10 protein-coding genes are annotated in these 19,432 nt (G+C 44.3%); 9 read left to right on the top strand and 1 reads right to left on the bottom strand.

Going from position 1 to position 19,432, the window contains the following annotated elements; all coding sequences use genetic code 11:
- Positions 1–279 precede the first annotated feature (279 nt).
- Positions 280–1,836: a glycine betaine uptake BCCT transporter gene (locus tag ABGV42_RS05075; protein WP_347380672.1), complete on the bottom strand. Its 1,557-nt coding sequence runs from the start codon at positions 1,834–1,836 to the stop codon at positions 280–282.
- Between the two features lie 249 nt (positions 1,837–2,085).
- Here ABGV42_RS05075 and ABGV42_RS05080 point away from each other — a divergent pair, with 249 nt between their 5' ends.
- The 9 genes from ABGV42_RS05080 (at position 2,086) to ABGV42_RS05120 (ending at position 19,273) form a co-directional block, all read left to right on the top strand.
- A complete protein-coding gene (locus ABGV42_RS05080) occupies positions 2,086–2,553 on the top strand; it encodes a hypothetical protein (protein ID WP_347380673.1) in 468 nt (155 codons plus the stop codon).
- A gap of 888 nt (positions 2,554–3,441) precedes the next feature.
- A complete protein-coding gene (locus ABGV42_RS05085) occupies positions 3,442–4,389 on the top strand; it encodes an ABC transporter permease (RefSeq protein ID WP_347380674.1) in 948 nt (315 codons plus the stop codon).
- 13 nt (positions 4,390–4,402) lie between these two features.
- Positions 4,403–5,272: a carbohydrate ABC transporter permease gene (locus tag ABGV42_RS05090; RefSeq protein ID WP_347380675.1), complete on the top strand. Its 870-nt coding sequence runs from the start codon at positions 4,403–4,405 to the stop codon at positions 5,270–5,272.
- A 65-nt stretch (positions 5,273–5,337) separates the two neighbouring features.
- Entirely contained in the window at positions 5,338–6,924 is a 1,587-nt protein-coding gene (locus tag ABGV42_RS05095) for an extracellular solute-binding protein (protein WP_347380676.1), read from the top strand.
- 92 nt (positions 6,925–7,016) lie between these two features.
- Positions 7,017–8,756, top strand: coding sequence for a sensor histidine kinase (locus tag ABGV42_RS05100; protein WP_347380677.1), 1,740 nt, complete (start codon positions 7,017–7,019; stop codon positions 8,754–8,756).
- Positions 8,756–10,366 (top strand): response regulator, encoded by a 1,611-nt coding sequence (locus ABGV42_RS05105; protein ID WP_347380678.1) that lies wholly within the window; start codon positions 8,756–8,758, stop codon positions 10,364–10,366. Before ABGV42_RS05100 ends, ABGV42_RS05105 begins: the two co-directional genes overlap by 1 nt.
- Before the next feature lie 111 nt (positions 10,367–10,477).
- Complete coding sequence (locus ABGV42_RS05110; protein ID WP_347380679.1) at positions 10,478–12,694, top strand: FAD-dependent oxidoreductase; 2,217 nt, start codon at positions 10,478–10,480, stop codon at positions 12,692–12,694.
- A 17-nt stretch (positions 12,695–12,711) separates the two neighbouring features.
- Positions 12,712–13,920 (top strand): GDSL-type esterase/lipase family protein, encoded by a 1,209-nt coding sequence (locus tag ABGV42_RS05115; RefSeq protein ID WP_347380680.1) that lies wholly within the window; start codon positions 12,712–12,714, stop codon positions 13,918–13,920.
- Positions 13,921–14,206: 286 nt separating this feature from the next.
- A complete protein-coding gene (locus ABGV42_RS05120) occupies positions 14,207–19,273 on the top strand; it encodes a hypothetical protein (RefSeq protein ID WP_347380681.1) in 5,067 nt (1,688 codons plus the stop codon).
- Positions 19,274–19,432: the final 159 nt, after the last annotated feature.

The following is a 19,432-nucleotide window of genomic DNA, read 5'->3' on the forward strand; positions in this document are numbered from 1 at the left end:
AAACCGACCTTGATTCTGTTTTTTTCAGGACCAAGGTCGGTTTCTTTTTCAGGGAATGCTCTAGCGCATGATGTCATATAGGTCCTCGTAAACGGTACTGTAGACAATCGAGAACATCACATAAACCTGATATCGAGGGACAAGAACATATCCCCATTGAAGTCGCTATTTTAGCGGCTTTTTTTATTTTAAGGTACAAGTTCTTGTCTCAAGATAAGGACAAGAACTTGTACCGATTGCCTGAAGGCAGGTACCATTTCTATAGAGATTGAGTATACATTACCTGCCGGTAATTTTATTTAGCGAGATTTCTTGTTCCTCCAGCAGACGTTTCAGCTTTTGGCGCTGCCGTTTTTCCTTCTGCTGGCGCTCTCTGTCCTCAGACTGCAGAGCCTTGAGTAGGGAGAAACACATACCGATAAGGACAACAGCGAAAGGCAATGCTGCCACAATGGAGGCCGTCTGGAGGCCGTTCAACCCTCCGCTGATCAGCAGTACTACCGCGATGGCGGACTGCATGATCCCCCAGGTTAATTTCACTCTTGTACTCGGGTCCAGCTTGCCATCTGAAGTCAGCATGCCCAGTACAAAGGTAGCCGAATCAGCAGACGTAATAAAGAAGATCATAATCAGTATGGTAGCGATGAATGCTACAATCGTGCCTAAAGGCAGCTGCTCCAGCATAAGGAACAGAGCGGTTGTCGTATCTTCCTTGACGGCCTCCGCCAGATGAGCGGTATTGAACAATTCCTGGTGAAGTCCTGTTCCGCCGAAAACTGAGAACCAGATAAATCCGAAAAGGCTTGGAATAACCATGACGTAAATTACAAATTCCTTAATGGTTCTTCCTCTGGATACCCTTGCGATAAAAGTGCCGACAAAGGGAGCCCACGAGATCCACCATGCCCAGTAAAATAACGTCCATGTTCCAATCCAGGTTTCGCTTGAGAACGGCGTCAGTCTCAAACTCATGTTAATAATATTCTGCAGGTAACTGCCCAAGGTTGTCGTGAAAGTGTCAAATATAAAAGAAGTCGGTCCAGTCACCAATACAAACACCATTAATAGCACAGCTATAACGAGGTTGGTGTTGCTCAGAATCTTAATACCTTTATCCAGACCGGAGGTTGCCGAGATTAAAAACAGTACAGTTACAATTGTGATAATAACAACCTGGGACATCGTCGAGTTAGGAATACCGAATAAGTAATTCAGACCCCCGCCGATCTGAAGTGCACCCAATCCAAGCGAAGTCGCAACACCGAAGATGGTGGAAATGACGGCCAGAATATCAATGACCTTGCCAAGCCATCCTGCAGCAAGACGCTCACCTATTAAAGGAATAAAGGTGGAACTGATCAGTCCTTTGTAGCCTTTCCGGAACTGGAAGTAAGCAAGCGCTAAGCCGATGACGGTATAGATAGCCCAAGGATGCAGTCCCCAGTGGAAAAAGGAATAACGCATTGAGAGTCTTGCTGCTTGCGTTGTTTCGGGTACCGCTCCTTCCGGTGCAGATAAGTAATGTGACAGCGGTTCAGCAACTCCCCAGAAAACCAGCCCAATGCCCATACCAGCGCTAAACAGCATGGACAGCCAGGAAACCGTAGAATATTCAGGTTCATCATCGTCATCCCCCAGCTTAATACCGCCAAATCGGCTGAACGCCAGATAGAAAGCGAAGATCAGGAAAAACAGTGTAGCTAGCAAATAAAACCAGCCAAAATTTTGAATAGAGAAGTTGTAGGCAACGTTAGCTACATCTGCCAGCTGATTAGGAGCGACGGCTCCCCATATTGCAAATAGTGCAACGATGATAATTGTGATTGTAAATACCATGAAGAGCCCTCCATTATGTAAGCGTCTGCCAACTGTTCCTTAGTATGTACTAGTCCAGCTTGTAATATTTCGGAAAGCCAGCTGTGGATAAAATAAAACAAACCTACATATAATGAAACACCCGTCGGTTTGTTTAATCTCGTTAGAATAAATATATTGCCAATATTGCTTGTTAATTTGAGATAATTTATAATCTCATCTGACTCGTACTATTCATTTAAGAAAAGAAATTTGAAGAGAATTGAATAGGTGCGTACAGTGGTTTCGCTTTGTCTATTATTGCAGTTTTGGACCTATTTACAATTCAAGTTTTGTATTTCACCGGGAACACCTCTTGGGGGAATTCAAGATGGGGAACAAAGTCCTGAACTGTATCTCTACCTGGTCCAAGAATTAGCGAAGCTGGATTTGGCTTACCTTCATGTGATGCATCTTGGAAATGAAAAGCTGCTCCAGGACGTCCGCTCCATATGGACCAATCCACTATTAGTCAACCGGGCAGAACCTGCTCTGGAAGATCTGAGTACCGATCTTGATAACGGCATAGCTGATATCGTACCAGTTGGTGCATGGTCATTAGCTAACTTGGATTTAGTAGAGCGCCTTAAAACAAGAGCTCCATTAAATGAGGCAGATCCTAAAACCTTCTTCGCAGTGGGAAGTAAAGGCTACACGGATTATCCTACCTTGAAAGAATTAGAAGCACAACGGAGTTAAGGAGTAGATACACCAATAATGAAAAATAGGAATAATTTGCATGGCGTACATATATACAATTGTGCGCCATAGATTTATCAGCAGATGTAAACTCACCTTCCAAAGAAGGCTTACCTATAGCACATAAAGCAGGTGAACATGAATTAAAACAAGGTTATCGTTGGTTCTAAACCAGGTCTGGGATACTCAGTGGCCAAAACCTTCAGGAGATAAGTCTGCCACAACTTATTAAATTGTTGGACTTAGCGGTGCAAAAACGTTCGAACAAGATTGTTGGATGACTTATTCATTGATGTCGAGGGACAAGAACATATTCCCATTGAAGTCGCTATTTTAGCGGCTTTTTTATATTTTCGGTACAAGTTCTTGTCCCGTGCCAAGGACAAGAACTTGTGCCGATTGCCGTAATGGACAAGAACATCTTCCGATTATCGATTAGATGGATATCTAAATATTTAGCGCATGTAGTTCAAACCTCAATAAGTACACTACTGCGCATGAGAAGGCCAAATACGCATGCGGAAACTTTAAATAAAAACAATTAGGCAACTTAACCATCCCACCGGACTGATCTATTCCGGCAGCAGTTTGACTTTCTGTTTCCAAAAAAAAGGTATGGAGATGTTGTTTTATTGCATGATTTATTTAACAACGAACGCTACATATGTTCTAGATTTGATAAAACCATGGATCTAAGCTTTTTTTACGCTTGTATTGATTCTTGTAGTACTGGGTTTTTGATGTCCTAATAATTCTGCGATAGCGGCGGCTTCCCCTTCGTTGTGAAGCACACTTCCTTAATATCTTATAAGAAATTCTTGAAATTTCAGAAATTTATCCGATAGGGGGGTGCTAATATACAAATACAAACAAAGACGAGGTGATGATATGCAAGTGAAATTGGCAGTGGAAGCCATTCCCCTCTCCAAAAAGCGGAAGTCATGGATAAGGACGATCCAAAAATATAAAGTGATGTATGCTCTTTTATTACCGGCCTTAATTTACTTTGCCGTATTCAAATACATTCCTATGGCGGGAATATTGATTGCTTTTAAAAACTACAACCTGGCTTTGGGAGTATGGGATAGTCCGTGGGTGGGATTTAAGAATTTTACGGATTTTATGAACGGCGTTTATTTCTGGGACATCATGAAAAATACGATTGTTATATCGCTCTATAAGCTATTGTTCGGATTCTCCGCTCCCATCTTACTTGCTTTACTGCTCAATGAAGTTCATACCCAATGGTTTAAGAAAATCGTACAAACCATTACTTATTTACCCCACTTTCTGTCTTGGGTCATTGTATATGGATTGATGGTAGCCTTGTTAGCCCCAGGCGATGGCCTTTTTAATATGATTTTGAAGGAAAGTGGTTTTCAGCCCATCTCATTTTTAACGGAGCCTGCTTGGGGAAGACTGCTGGTCATCGCATCTGAAATATGGAAGGATATTGGATGGGGAGCGATACTGTACCTCGCCGCATTAGCAGGTATTGATCCAAGCTTATATGAAGCGGCTCGAATGGATGGCGCTTCCAAATGGAGACAGCTCTGGCATATCACGTTACCAGGCATTCGAGGAGTCATTATTCTGATGCTGATCCTTAAATTAAGCCATATTCTGGATGCTGGCTTTGACCAAATATTCATGTTTGCCAACACCTTTAACCAGGAGAAGATCGACATTATCGACACATGGGTATACCGTGAAGGGTTGGAGCGTCTCAAGATTGGCTTGGCTACTGCTGTAGGATTGTTTAAAGCTGTGATTGGATTTGTTTTAGTTCTGGCAGCGAATAAGCTCGCCAAAAAATTCGATGGGCAAATTTGGTGAGGTGGTCCTTAAAATGATCCATTTGACAATCGGGGAAAAAGTCTGGCAATCCGTCGTATATGTGATTCTTATTTTTTTATCACTACTTTGTTTACTGCCCTTTCTGTATGTGGTTGCTGTCTCCGTGACGCCAGAATCGGAAGTGTTAAGAAGAGGGATTGTGATTATACCAGAATCCTTTACCTTTCTGGCCTATAAAGAAGTTTTCATTTCTCATGGGATCTGGCAGGCGTATAAAATTACGTTGTTTCGAACGATCATAGGCACTGCGTTAAATGTGTTTTTTACAGTCATCGCAGCATACCCGTTATCCAAGAAATATTTGCCGGGACGCAGTCCGTTTTTACTATTCATTGTGTTTACCATGATGTTTAGTGGGGGGTTAATTCCGACATATCTACTAATTCGCTCTCTGGGGTTGCTAAACAGTCCGTGGGTATTGATTATTCCGAATCTCATTAGTGCATTTAATCTGGTGATCATTAAAGGCTTTTTCGAGCAATTGCCTGGTGAAATCGAGGAATCAGCGAGGGTTGACGGTGCAAGTGAACTTCAATCGTTATGGCGGATCATTTTACCACTGTCTTTGCCCGTCATTTCCACCATTTCTTTATTTTACGCAGTGGGGCATTGGAACAGTTATTTTGATGCTATTGTTTATATCAATGATTCCAACTTCATGCCGCTTCAAGTCGTCTTGCGCAACATCCTGCTTAACGTCGCAACACAAAGCGCTGAGTCGCTCGCCAATTCTGGAGCTGTAAGTACGTTCGCTGTGCAGATGGCTACCGTTGTTGTGACTACGGTTCCGATTTTGATCGTTTACCCATTTTTACAAAAGCATTTTACCAAAGGTGTGCTCTTGGGATCCGTTAAAGGTTAAAAGGCGATCCAACCTAACTTATTACGGGGAAACCGTGATAATATACAAGCAAAGGAGAGGTCAATATGCAGCGTAAGAAGATTTCATTTGCTATTCTGTCGGCAATCTTAGGACTTGGAACGCTATTGTCAGGATGTGGGGGAAATGAAGAAGTTACATCGACAGCTTCGAGTAATTCGCAAGGGCAGTCTGGCCAGTTTGCAACCAAAATGAAAATCTCAATGTTTAACCAAGGTACGTTCAATGCTGCCGCTCCGATCCCTCCACGTGATGAGGATATTCAACGCCAAATGTTGGAAGAAGAGATGAACATCGACTTGGATATGATGATTCCTCAAGCTGGGCAAGCAACAACCAAACTGAATACACTCATTGCGGGCGGAGATATTCCAGATTTGATCTTCTTGAAGAGTCGTGCTGATCTCGCGCAATATTACGACCAAGGCGTTCTTGCGGATTTGACACCCTATCTGGATCAGTTTCCTGAACTACAAAAACGGTTTGGCAAAGACTCCTGGGAGGCGATGTCATACCAAGGGAAAACGATCGGCGTTCCAGGTTATGATAATGTAAACGGTATCAGCCGGAGCTTCTTCATCCGCAACGATTGGCTGAAAAAGTTGAATCTGGAAGTGCCAACGACACCGGATGAGCTGTTCGAAGTTATGAAAGCCTTTACAGAGAAAGACCCGGACGGTAATGGCAAAAACGATACGTACGGATTCATCGGCGGTATGAATAAAGAAGGCAATCTGCAAACCTACGGCTTTGATAGCTTGATGTGGATGTTTGGTGTCAATCCTCCCTCGGCCATTGAAGTAAAAGATAATGAACCAGTATTCCTGTTTATCGATCCCAAAATGAAAGAGGCACTTGCTTACATTAATAAAATGATGGCAGCCAAAGTGGTTGACCCAGACTGGGTGACGATGAATTCGCCTGATCTGTTGGACCAAAAGATGTTTAAAGGTAAAGTTGGCTTCATGATCAGAGATGCCCGCAGACTGGAGCCGGATTATCAGCAGAAAATGAAAGAAATTAGTGGAGAGGTGCCGGAATGGATTGTTATTCCTCCAATGAAAGGTCCTTACGGGGATCAGATTGTAGAGAGAAAGTCGTTCCAAGGTAATTCATGGGCCATATCCGCGAAAGCGGACGAGGACAAAATCATTCGCATCTTGTCTCTGCTAAATTATCTCTTTACGGATGAAGAAGCCTATCCGAATTTTGCATACGGAATCAAAGGAATTCATTGGGATGTCGTAGACGGCAAGATCAAAAATAAAACCTCCGAATTATCGAAGGAAATGAAAGAGAAGTACCTATGGGTCGATCATTATAGAATGCCGCGCCGTGGTGATGATGCGGAGTACTTCAGCTTCCAGAATCCGAAGACGGCGGAAGCTTTCAAGAACAATCAGCAATATGTCGGGCCAACGTTGCCCGGAAATTTATTGACCCCAGACCCTAACGATACATTGGATGCGGACCGCCAACGTTTCATTAATGAAAGCTTAGTTAAATTTATGACAGGCAAAGAGCCTCTTTCCAACTGGGACAATTTCCTCCAAACGTTGGATACCAAGTTTGACATGCAGAAATATAAGGAAACAGCAATCAAACAATTTAAAGAAGCCGGCCTTATCAAGTAAAATAAACGAAGAGAGAGTGGCTATTCGTAGCCCCTCTCTTTATTAGCATATGCTATTCTTAGTTTAAAACGGAACTAAAAGGAAGATGATGGATGCGAAGAAGAATCAGCTTGCCTTTAAAATTATTTTTTATCGTGTTTGCCTTTGTATTAGGCTGCATCATCTTGATAAGCCAATTGTCTTATCGCTATGTCCAAAAGGAAATAAGAACCAATGATATTTATTACACCAATCAAATATTAGACAAGGTAGACCAGTATTTCACCGTTAACTTTTCTTCCTTCCAAACGATCCTCTTCTCGGTTGAAACTTCGGTGAAAGCTAATATTAACCATACCGAAGTGATTAAAGAGCAATTAAGAGAGCTGTATGAACTCAACAGTAACTATGTTAGTAATATTTATTTGATCAAAAGTGATTTATCCATTCTAGGCGGAAGTGCACCTACACGAATATTCGATGAACCTTTATCGGAAAGGGAGCCTTTATATGATGCGGCTGACAAAAATAGAAGGACTACCTTTGTTAGTGAACCTTACAAATCAAAGTATTCCGGCTGGACCGTTACGATGGTTCGATATCTTAACGGTGCTCCGTTTCCTATGGCCATTGCGGTTGATTTGGATCTAAATGCCATTGAAGAAACCTTGTTCAAGATCAATAAACAGGAACAAATGAATTTGGCTCTGATCACCGCGTCAGGCAAGATCATAGCCGGCTTTTCTGAGAATATGGGACCACTGAATATTCAGGATCATACGTTTTCAATCGGAGAGACGTCAGCGGAAGAAATTTTGGATACGTCAGAAACCAACCTTCAACTGCATACCAAGGATGGTACACCGGTTTCCCTTTTGAAAAAACCGACGGAGAAATTCAACTGGACTATTGTCTCCGTTAATGATGAATCACGCTTGAAAGCAGCGTTGTCCAGATTGGAAACCTATTATATTGAGCTTCTGGCTGCAGGCCTTCTCTTAAGTTTGTTCATTTCTTTTTTGGTTGCCAAATTTATAAGGAAACCACTCTATACACTCAAAACAAAAATGAAGCAGGTAGAGCAAGGCATCCTCACAACGACAATAACCATTAACCGAAACGATGAGTTTGGAGATCTTTCACGCGCATTTGATCGTATGCTACAGCAAATTGTTGAACTGATTCGCCGAGCCGAGCTTCATAATGAACTTGAGCGGAAGCTGGAAATCCAGGTGTTACAGTCTCAAATAAACCCACATTTTCTGTATAACACGCTTGGTTCGATCAGCAATGTGATACGTGTCGGACAAATAGAGAAAGTAGATGTGGTGATCGGGTCGCTCATTTCATTATTGGAATACGGGATAGACGATGCTTCTGAGAAGGTTTCCCTACGCCAGGAATTACGCAATGTAGCGGACTATATCGAGATTCAGAACATTCGGTATAATCGAAACTTCAATTTGATTGAAAATATCGAAGCAGGGTTACTGGATTTTTCGGTTTTTCGAATGCTGCTGCAGCCTCTTGTGGAGAATAGTATCTTCCATGGTTATAACGGTGGGGGAATTGAGGGCCCTATTACAATTCATGCATATAGGGAGGGTGACATTGTCATCATCGAAGTCGTTGACCAAGGTGAGGGAATTACGGCCGATAAAATAAAACATATTTTACGCTCAGAACCGAGTGAAGAGGAAGTGAAAAGGAAACGAATCGGGCTGAATAATATTCATGGTCGAATAAGACTCCACTACGGAGATCAATACGGACTGGATATTATTAGCATACCTAAGGAAATAACCCGTATACGTGCTTTATTCCCGGCAGAATTGCAAAAAGGAGATGCATAATGGGGAAAGATTATACCTGCTTCATTGTTGACGATGAAGACCTGATCATTCAACGATTGGAATTGTTTTTTAGTGAGCTCTCCCATAGAGATAGACGATTTGTTCTGGTGGGAAAAGCAAATAATGGGCTGAATGGGATCGAGGAGATCATAAAACTGAAGCCGGATATCGTCATATCCGATATTGTAATGCCGCGAATGGATGGCATCTCCATGATTGAACAGCTCAAGGCGGAGCTCCCCCATACCCAATACATACTTCTAACCGCCTATTCATCCTTCGAATACGCTCAGCGAGCTATTCATGCGAACGTATTGGAGTACATTGTAAAGGTTCCGCTAAGGGAAGCCGATTTGAATCGAGCGTTGGATAAGGCAGCCGGAATTTTAAATGAGTTTGAGAAAAAAGAAGCGGAATTTCACTCGTTAAACGTATCTGTACTTGAAAATAAATATAGAGTCCGCAAACAATTTTTTAACGAACTGATCCGAGGTGAAATTCCTTCTCATCGGGCATCGGATTTTGCCAATCGCATGCAGTTTCATTTTTTTCAAACCAACTATTGCTGCTTTATCGTAGAGATGAATACGTATGAAAGTTTCCGCAACGAATACGCTGCCGCAGATCAAAACATCTTGAAATATGCGATAACGAATATCATCGAAGAAACGGTGACGAATGGTGGCAGTGGCGTAGCTGCCGATCTGTCCGATAATCGTTTTATTGGCTTTTTATCATGGGAAAATAACCGCAGTGATATGGAAACGGAATATGCTTGCCTATCCTTGGGAGGCCAGATCATCTCTCATTTGCATCAATATTTGAATCAAAGGGTATCCGTCGCTTTTGGTAGTCCACACCGAGGCTGGGAATCGATCAAACAAGCGTATACAGAAGCTAAAAATGTGAGTGATGATTTCTATTATCATACCGAAAAAGTAGTGAAAACTCCGATGCATCGGTTCCAGTACCATAATGACAAAAAAGCAGACTTTGAGCAGAAGCTGGCTGATTTTCTTGTACGGATGAAACGTAAGATTTCCAAGGAAGAGCTCGACAATGCACTTGCCGAGCTGCTGCAATTTGTTTCGGACCATAAAATCCACAAGTCGATCATGGCGCCAATGATTAGAGACCTGTACAGAGATATTACTTTAAAGTTTAAATCGGGGAACAAGATGACCACGGAAGTTCCAGAATTCCCTATGGAATTTATGGCATTTCAAGAGCAGCTCGCCTATATTGGCGACTTCACATTCGAATACGTGCATGCAGGCCAACGATTACATCGTGCAGAAATCATGAGTGCTATGCATTTTATAGAGAAAAACCTGAAACAGCGTCTAACGTTAGAGGCCATCGCGGAGGAAGTGAATTTAGCGCCATCGTATTTTAGCAGCTTATTCAAAAAAACAATGAACGAAGGCGTGATTAGCTACATCAACCGTAAAAAAATTCAATTAGCACTCGAACTATTAAATGTGAAGGATTATTCGTTATTGGAATTATGCGAGGAAGTAGGCATTGTCAATGAAGGTTACTTTTGCAAACTTTTTAAAGAATATACGGGGGATACGCCCAAGCAATACCGGATCAAAATGACACGGTAGGAATCCAAATAAGGATGTAAAAAAAGTATGATTTTTTCGTGAAATCCTGTAAAAAAAGACCGGTCAAAACCATTACCATGATAAGAGCATCTAATCATGGAGGTTATCAATATGGAGCTTATGAAAGCAGATGTAACCGTCGTAGGTGGAGGTATTGCAGGGATATGCGCTGCCATTGCAGCTGCACGCCAAGGTCTGCAGGTTTCACTTATTAATGATCGACCGGTTCTTGGGGGAAATGCGAGCAGCGAGGTAAGGGTTCATATCAACGGGTCGGCATATCTCGGAAACAGTCCATCCTACTATGCTCGTGAAGGCGGGTTGGTAGAAGAACTCAAGCTGAAGATATTTCATTACAATCCGTTATACAACAAGAAACTTATGCTTTCGCTTTCGGATACGGTTTTGCTCGACATGGTTTATGATGAGCCGAACATTTCTCTATTCCTGAATACATGTGTACATGAAACGGGCATGGAGAACGGCAGAATTAAATGGGTGGAGGGCCTTCAATTAGCTTCCGAAAGAAAATTTCGTTTCGAAAGCCCAACCTATATCGATTGCTCCGGTGATGGAATTGTTGGATACCAAGCAGGTGCTGACTTCCGATGGGGAAGAGAGGCAAAGCATGAATACAAGGAGGAGCTCGCTCCAGAAGTGGCGGATCACTACACCATGGGCGATACGATTCTATTTCAAGCCCGTAACGTAGACTATCCCGTTCCTTACAAAAGGCCTGGCTTTGCGTATGATATTACGAAGCTGGAGTTTTTTGATAGTATCAGAAAAGGATTAAACCATCGGTCTTTTCCAAGAAAAATCAACGGGCTTGGCGGATTGTGGTGGCTGGAATACGGCGGACATATGGATATTATCAAGAATAATGAAGACATCGCCTTGGAACTGCGGAAATTGGTGTATGGGATATGGGATTATATCAAAAATAGCGGTGAATTTGATGATGTAGACAATCTTATCCTGGATTATGTATGCCCGATTCCGGGAAAACGGGAGTCGAGACGGTTTATAGGTGAACACATGCTGTCTCAGAACGATCTTACAGCAAAGCCTCATTTCGAAGATGCTGTATCCGTCGGAGGCTGGTATATGGATCTGCATGCGAATAAAGGCATCTACGATGAGGGGCCTGCTACAGCGTGGAATTTCGTGCCGGGATTGTATAATATCCCTTTCCGCAGCTTGTTTTCACGCAATATTCCCAATCTGATGTTCGCTGGCCGCAATATAAGCGCTACCCATGCGGCTTTTGGGTCTACAAGGGTGATGGCAACCTGTGGTTGTATGGGCCAGGCGGTAGGAACGGCTGCTGCGTTATGCGTAAAATATGAGACAGACCCCGCGGCCATCGTCAAAGCCCATATGGGTGAGCTTCAGAGGCAGCTGCTTCGAGACGGGCAAACGATTGTAGGGCTTCAAGAGCCGTTGGACCCTTATTTCGCTGACGGATTAACGATTCGTGCCTCGTCTCAGCGCAGCTATGAACATCTTCATCCAACCGAAGAGATCTCCTTGGAAAAAACGTTATGTTTGGTCTTGCCGATTCAGACATCCGTGGCTAAAAGCGTACAGATCAAGATTAAAAATAGATCCGAGCATTCGGAAACGCTGCAAGTGAAGCTGTTTGGCGGGGAGCGGAAGGAAAACTATATTCCCGTCAGCGAGCTGAAAGGCTACAACTTGGTGATTACAGCGGGTTACGATGACTGGATTACACTGGACTTCAGCTGTAAGAAGCCTGCTGATGACAAAATCTACATCGTATTGGAAGGCACGACGAGCCTTGCCGTATATGGCAATGAAGAACAAATGACAGGAGCGGTGAGCTTCTATTATAGACCGGAAGAGCCGTCCAGGCTAAAAAAGCTTAATAAGAGTATTTGTTTCAAAGACCTATCGCCCTCCCAAAATATGTATAATCCCGCGAATGTCGTCAATGGCTTCTCCAGACCTTATGGTCTGCCGAACGGCTGGATTTCGGAACGTTCGGAAGGACAGGAATGGTTGGAATTTGGTTTTGCAAGCCCCAAGAATCTGGATGAAATCCATCTTGTTTTCAATTCTCAGCTGAATTTGGAGCATTTCGACGATCCGATCGAGCCACTTATCCAGGATTATGATGTGACCTTAACTTTAGAAGACGGAACCGAGAGTGAAATTAATATCCGTGGGAATTATCTGTCGTTGAATAAACATCAGGTGCATGCAAAAGGTGTAACCCGAATCCGGTTTGATTTTTGTGCAACGTATGGTTCGCCTTATTATGAAGTGTTTGCTGTAAAATTTTTTGCTCCTAAAAATGCTAAGTGAGGTCGGGTGAAGTCGTGATGAAGGAATTTTTTCCTCGAAGAGGGCTGCCTAATGTCATTCAGAAGTTGGAAAATGGAGAAAGTGTGACCATCGTCTATTTTGGCGGCAGTAATACGCGTTCGGAAGGGTACAGGGTCATGACGGCGGATTGGCTACGCGGGCAATATCCCAATGCGGATATCCGCTCTGTGAATGCAGGTATTGATGGGACAGGATCGGACCTCGGCTGCGCCCGTTTGGAGACCGATGTACTGCGTCATCAGCCTGATCTTGTGTTTGTTGAATTTGTTGGTAACGATGGAGGAGTTCCCGAATCCAAGGCGCGGATCGAAGGGATTATCCGACAGATCCGCAAGCGCAGCCGGTTTACCGATATCCTGTTTGTATATACGGTTAAGGAGCGGGATGTGACCTCATTTCAATCCGGCGAATACCAGAAGGGAGCTCTTATGCAAGATGAAGTCGCCGACTATTATGGTATTCCTTCGATTCATCTGGGCGTAGCGGTGAGTCAATTGGTATCGGATGGAAAGCTTATTTTCACCTCAAAGTCAGATGTATCCATCCCCGGAGTCGTTATTTTCACACATGATTCGATCCATCCAACGATTCCCGAAGGACATCGGATTTACACAGATACAATCACACGGTCGTTTGAGAAAATGAGAGAACTTCGAGATCACGTGGGAAAGGTCGAACATCACTTGCCGCAGGACCCTTTGGTCCCGGACAATCCTTGGGAGTATGCAACCATGCTGCCACTGAATATTTTTACTCATTTCTCCGCAGGGTGGTCTTACATGACCCCTGATGATTTTCCTTTAGTGCGTGAGTATGATTGGTTGTTCCCCGGTCTGTGGCGAGCAGTTGATCCCGGTGAGGCGATCACAGTGGAGTTTGAGGGAACACACATCGGCTTATTCGATATCGGGGGGCCGGATTCTGGCCGATTGAAGGTGTCGGTGGATGGAGGGGAGCCCTTTCTTATCGATCGATTCACACCCTATAACGATCATAATCGAAATCAATATGTTTTCTTGCCGGAGCTCCCAAATGGGAAACATACGGTTTGCTTCGAGATCGATCACGAGAAGACAAACAAAGCGGCCGTGTTTGAGGCAAGCGGCAATGAACGAAGTATGGAGCATGTTCGGCAGCATCCGGCTTGGTATGATCAAACGGTCATTCAGCTTGGAAAGTTGCTATTGGTGCAGCCGCCATTATAATGGATTAGTCCACTTGGAAGATTAGGGACATTTGGAACACTGAAAAACCTATATTCTATCTGACTGCAACTGAGCAATCAATTAGGATGTAGGTTTCTTTTTTTACTTAAAATCGTATAAGAAATTCTTAAAATGAAAGAAATTTTACGGTGATGTGACTGCTAAGATAAAAACAACAGAGTGGGGTTAGGCAGAAGGGTAAGATAATTGCTTTTTTACGATGATTCGAGCAAAAGGCAATGAATTTTTGGAAGCGTTATCATTTTGAGGAGAGGCTGTGAGTTGTATGGTCAAAAGGAAGCTGTTTTTCTTCATCGTTTTCATGTTGACGGTCGTAGTCCCTTTCAGCCTGATCGGAATAAGGACCGCTTATGCGGAGACCTTACCTTATCAGACGATTATCATCGATGACGGGAGTATCCAGATCAATGATGTTGTGACACCTGATGCGGGTAACGAGAACAATGGTTATTCGGCTCCAAATTGGACCACAAGTACAGGGGTGAAGGGGTATGATCTTTCCAGCACCAAATATACGAGTACAGCAGGCAGAACGATAACATGGAATCCACGCTTGGAAGCAGGAACCGCGAAAATATCATTCTATAAGCTGGATTGGGCGGATAAAGCAGATAGTAATGTAAAAATCGAAATCGTTCATAATGGAACGACTGATGTAGTCTTTATGGATCTAAGACCCTCATCTGGCGCTCCAGTAGGATGGGTTGATTTGGGAGAGTATTATTTTTCCGGAGTTGGTGAAGAATTCGTTCAGTTGACCCGGTCTACCAGCACCACGAACACGATCCTTACGCGCGCTGATGCGGTCAAGTTCGAAGGGAATATTGAGCAGAAAGAGCCACATAAGACGATCATCATTGATGATGGAAGCCTCACCATTGATCATGTCGTCACTGTTGATTCAGGTAACGTCAACAACGGGTTCTCCGCTCCTTATTGGACCACAAGCGCAGGAGTAAAGGGATACAATAATTCCAGTTCCAAATATACGGATGCTGTAGGTAGAAGCATCACCTGGAATCCACGCTTGGAAGCAGGGACGGCGAGGATATCGTTCTATAAGCTGGATTGGGCGGATAAAGCAGATAGCAATGTGAAGATTGAGATTGTTCATAACGGGATTACGGATGTGAAGTTTATGGATCTTAGACCCTCGTCAGGTCCATCGGTTGGATGGGTGGATTTGGGGGAGTATGAGTTTAGTGGTGATGATAGCGAATTTGTCAGGCTAACTCGAACGCAACCTACGACGGGGACAATTATTACGCGGGCCGATGCAGTCAAGTTTGAGGGAAATATCCGGCAGCAAGCTCCACCGTTGCCCCCGCTGCGGAGCCGTACTTTAGCGAATCTCAGTTACACCGAAAAAGGCAGCATTGAAAATGCGAACTATAAGGCAACCTTCTATGAGGCAGCATGGGATGGAGGCAAATCCATCGTTCGTGACATGTTCTACAAGAACACGGACTCGGGAAACTGGGTTCCAATTAATAATGAATCGGAAAGACTTGAGGAGCAATGGGTTTTATTAGATGGGAATGCGGGGAGCCGAACCAATTACTACGATACAATGAACAAACGCTGGATTACATTTGACGGAATCACTTTTCCCGACAGCCACACGGCGGTATTAACCGATTCCTCGCATGGAAGTGATTACGATTTACAAGTGAACTGGTCCATGGCAGGGGACAAACCCGATGTTTCCTTTGCCTTCACCCCTCGCCGAGACGGCAACTACGTGATTGGATACCAGTCCTTCACAACAGAGGCAGTCTCAGGCATCAATGAAGTGTTAAATGGATTCAGGTCCCATGCCAAAATGGTAGGTACAGTGGAATCCACAAGCTTGCGGGAGCTGAGCGCTCCGATGAGTCTGGTTGAGAAGAATGATAGTGAGGGAAATCCATTGACGTATGGGGTATTTGTACCTTCGGAAGAGCTTCCGGTTGAATTTGAACCGACGGGAGGCGTTACGAAACAACGGCTTGGCATGAGCCTTGTCAACAACGAAGGCAGCGTGCAGCCAATCCTGTATGCGCCTCAATTAGGGACTTATTCGCAAATGACCGCAGAAAGCACGTATCAATTTCATATGGGGCTAATCGCTCAAAAAAGCAATCTGTATGAGTCCTACGCGGATATTCTTCGCAATGAGTACGATTATTCATCATACCGGGAAAATGTTTCAGATCAGTCGCTTACTGACGCGATGTTCAATATGATCGATCTACTTAAGATTGAGCCGCAAGGGGACGACTCTGTTAATTATGTCCCGTCACCCAGCGGGTGGTGGAGCCGTGCCAAGGGCTTTATTGATATCGAAAACGAGGATAGCGTTCGAACAAGCTCGAATGCGGTTCTTCTTGGGGCTTACTATTTGACTGGGGATGACCAGCTTTACGATACGAGAGCATTGCCGTCCGTCCAGTATGGCGTATCGCGAAATGGTATCGGTTGGTCGCCGACGCAGAAGAAAGTATACGGTGTGCCTTCGTTATGGAAAATGGCCACCCTGCCGTTCGATGTTTCAAGCGTAGCCGCTGTCAATCAGATGATGGGCACTTCGGCAGGGATTGGGGCGCTGGCACAGGAAGAATACCTCGTGCGTGACCCTGACCAGAAAGACCGGGGGCCTGTCATTCAACCCCTGATGATGTATCGGATGACGGGAGATGCGCAGTATCTGCAAGCTGCCAAGGATGCAGCCGACAGCTATATCACGCAGCATATCGATACGCCTGCATCCGTCGATGTGAGTAAAAATGAGTTCATTTACTATTATAGCAAGCTATGGATGGAGATCCTGGAGCTGTATGAGGAAACTCAGGATCCCAAATACTTGAATGCCGCTTATAAGGAAGCCAAACGGTATGCAACCATGTTCGTTGCTCGTCCGGTTCCTGAAGGTAACGTTACGATTCCGCAGCCTGAGACATATAATTACGCGGAGTCGTTCCATTGGCCGGAAAGTGGTAAATTTCAATATCCTAGGCTCAAGCTTCCAGAAGATATTGCCGGAGGCGTTCAAGCGGATCGTTGGCTTGTTTCACCGAGCGGATTGACGTTTGAAGCAGGAAGTACAACCGGCTATTATCGGATGAATGCTCAGGAAGCTCCATTCATGCTGAGATTGTCGCTCTATACAGGGGATAAACTGCTGCAGGATATTGCTCATAATGCGGTTATTGGTCGATATTCCAGTTATCCAGGTTATTACTATAAAGGCTTCGCCGTTAGCCAACTTGAACCGGACTTTCCTCTGGAAGGTCCAAGCGGAGCAACATCCATCTATTATCACCATATTCCGGGGCAGCTCGGGCAAACGATGGATTATTTGATCAGTGAACAATCATTGAAATCGAACGGGAGTATTACATTTCCTTCCGTATTTGAAACGAATTTTTTATGGTTCAAATATCACCTCTATGGGAATAAACCAGGTCAATTTTATGGGTTTTCCGACGTTTGGCTCTGGATGCCCAAGGGGATTATTAAGACAAATCATCCTCAATTGAACTGGATAACAGGAGAGAGCGGGGATAAATTCTACATTGGGCTGAGCAACGCATCATCAGAAGAAGTTCAGACTCCGATCGAATTGAATGAACAAATCATTGGGTTCAATCCGGCACAAGATTATACTGTAACGATCATCCGCGACAATGGTACACCAGAGCAAACCGTTATGAGTGGTGGAATCATTCAAGCCACGGTTTCGAGTAAGGGCATCACCGCTATCATTGTAGAAGGACTTAACATTGATGTACCGCTGCATCAGGTCAGAACGGCGGATACATCGGATGCAAGCTATTTCTTCGATATCCACAGTCCAATCGATGCGGTTAAAGGCATGCTGATCGTCAAGCCCGACGAGACGGTCTACGATGCTTATGTGCAGGCAAAAACGACGAAACCCGCGACCATTCATTATTCCCTGGATGGAGGGGCTACGTATACGACCGTCCCAGATACGATATACCCAATGGAATGGTCGATACGGGTGAACGATTTATCCCAAACCTTCACGTATTATGTGGAGTCGGAAGGGAAACAGACCCGCAAGCGGACACTCTATCTGCCTGATCAGGTAACGGAAACTCCAGTCCAACCCGATGATGGGCAGGATGGTTCATCTATCATTGTGGATAATACGGAGGCGGTGACAGAAGGCGTCTGGATAAGGGATACGACGGCCAACGACTATTACTATGATAACTATGTGTATGCCAAATCTACGACCGGCACAGCGACAAGCACAATGAGATGGCGGCCTGAACTTCCGGAAAGTGTCACTTACAGTGTGTATTACAAGATTCCACAAATAACCGCTGCAAGTGAAAACTGGGCAACGAATGCCTCATTTACCGTTTATTATAGCGGGGGCTCTGAGGCGGTTACCATTGATGAGACAACGGCAAATGGTACTTGGGTGCACCTAGGTGATTATCCTTTTGCAGCAGGCGATAGCGGGTACGTGGAACTAACCAATAAGGCCAACAAGTCAAGGGTAGTTGCGGATGCGATCATGTGGGTGGATCCAAATAGAATACCGCAATTGGAGTCGGCGGTGATCCAATCGGATCGAAACGAGCTGCAGATGACTCAAAACGTACAACTGAGTGTAATCGGCTATTTGGATAACGGTTTGATCGGTGATCTGACACAGGCCGATGTACAGTATTTCGTTGATCGTACAGATCTGGCTGAAGTGGATGGTAGCGGGTTGTTGACTCTTCTCAATCTTGATGGAGAAACGGATCACATTGAGGTATGGGCTACTGTCACGATTGACGGTGTGACCTTAACCACATCGCCTTTGAACATCATGATCAAGGACCTAACGGTTATCGTCGATAGTACAAATACAACGGGGTTATATACGACAGAAGGGTCTTGGAGCCAAAGCAATTTAGCCGGATACAAAATTGGGGTCAAGTCCCGTTACTCTACAGTTCAAGGTTCATCAGCAACGTGGAAAGGACAGTTTCCAGAGGGGAAATATACGGTCTCGATCTACAAGCTCGTCCATACGACGGCAAACGATAACCATGTCAAAGTAGAAGTGAAGCATAAGACGGGTACCGAGGTCACCTATATCGATGCAACGGTCGGCTCATCGGGTTGGGTTAATCTAGGAACGTTCGACTTTACGGGAGACGGCAGCGAGTATGTTCGTTTAACCAGGGAGACTCCAACAACGGTAGATCCACCAACGCTTCCTGCGGATATGATCTATACGAGGGCTGATGCAGTGAAGTTCGAACGGCATTCCGTTAGTTCGGAGCTGCCTGAAGATGAGGTGCCAGATCAACCGACACTTTCCGAATGACCTGGCATTCATCAATATCGCGGTGAGTATATGAATGGAAGTGGAACAGCAGTAATGGATGTTATACAAATTATTGTAAAGTAAGCCTAAGAGCTGAGTGGATGAGAACGATCCATTCGGCTTTTTTTGTCGAGTGTCGAGGGACAAGAATATAATTCC

This window comes from Paenibacillus pabuli (genome assembly GCF_039831995.1).
Taxonomy (GTDB): Bacteria; Bacillota; Bacilli; order Paenibacillales; family Paenibacillaceae; genus Paenibacillus; species Paenibacillus pabuli_C.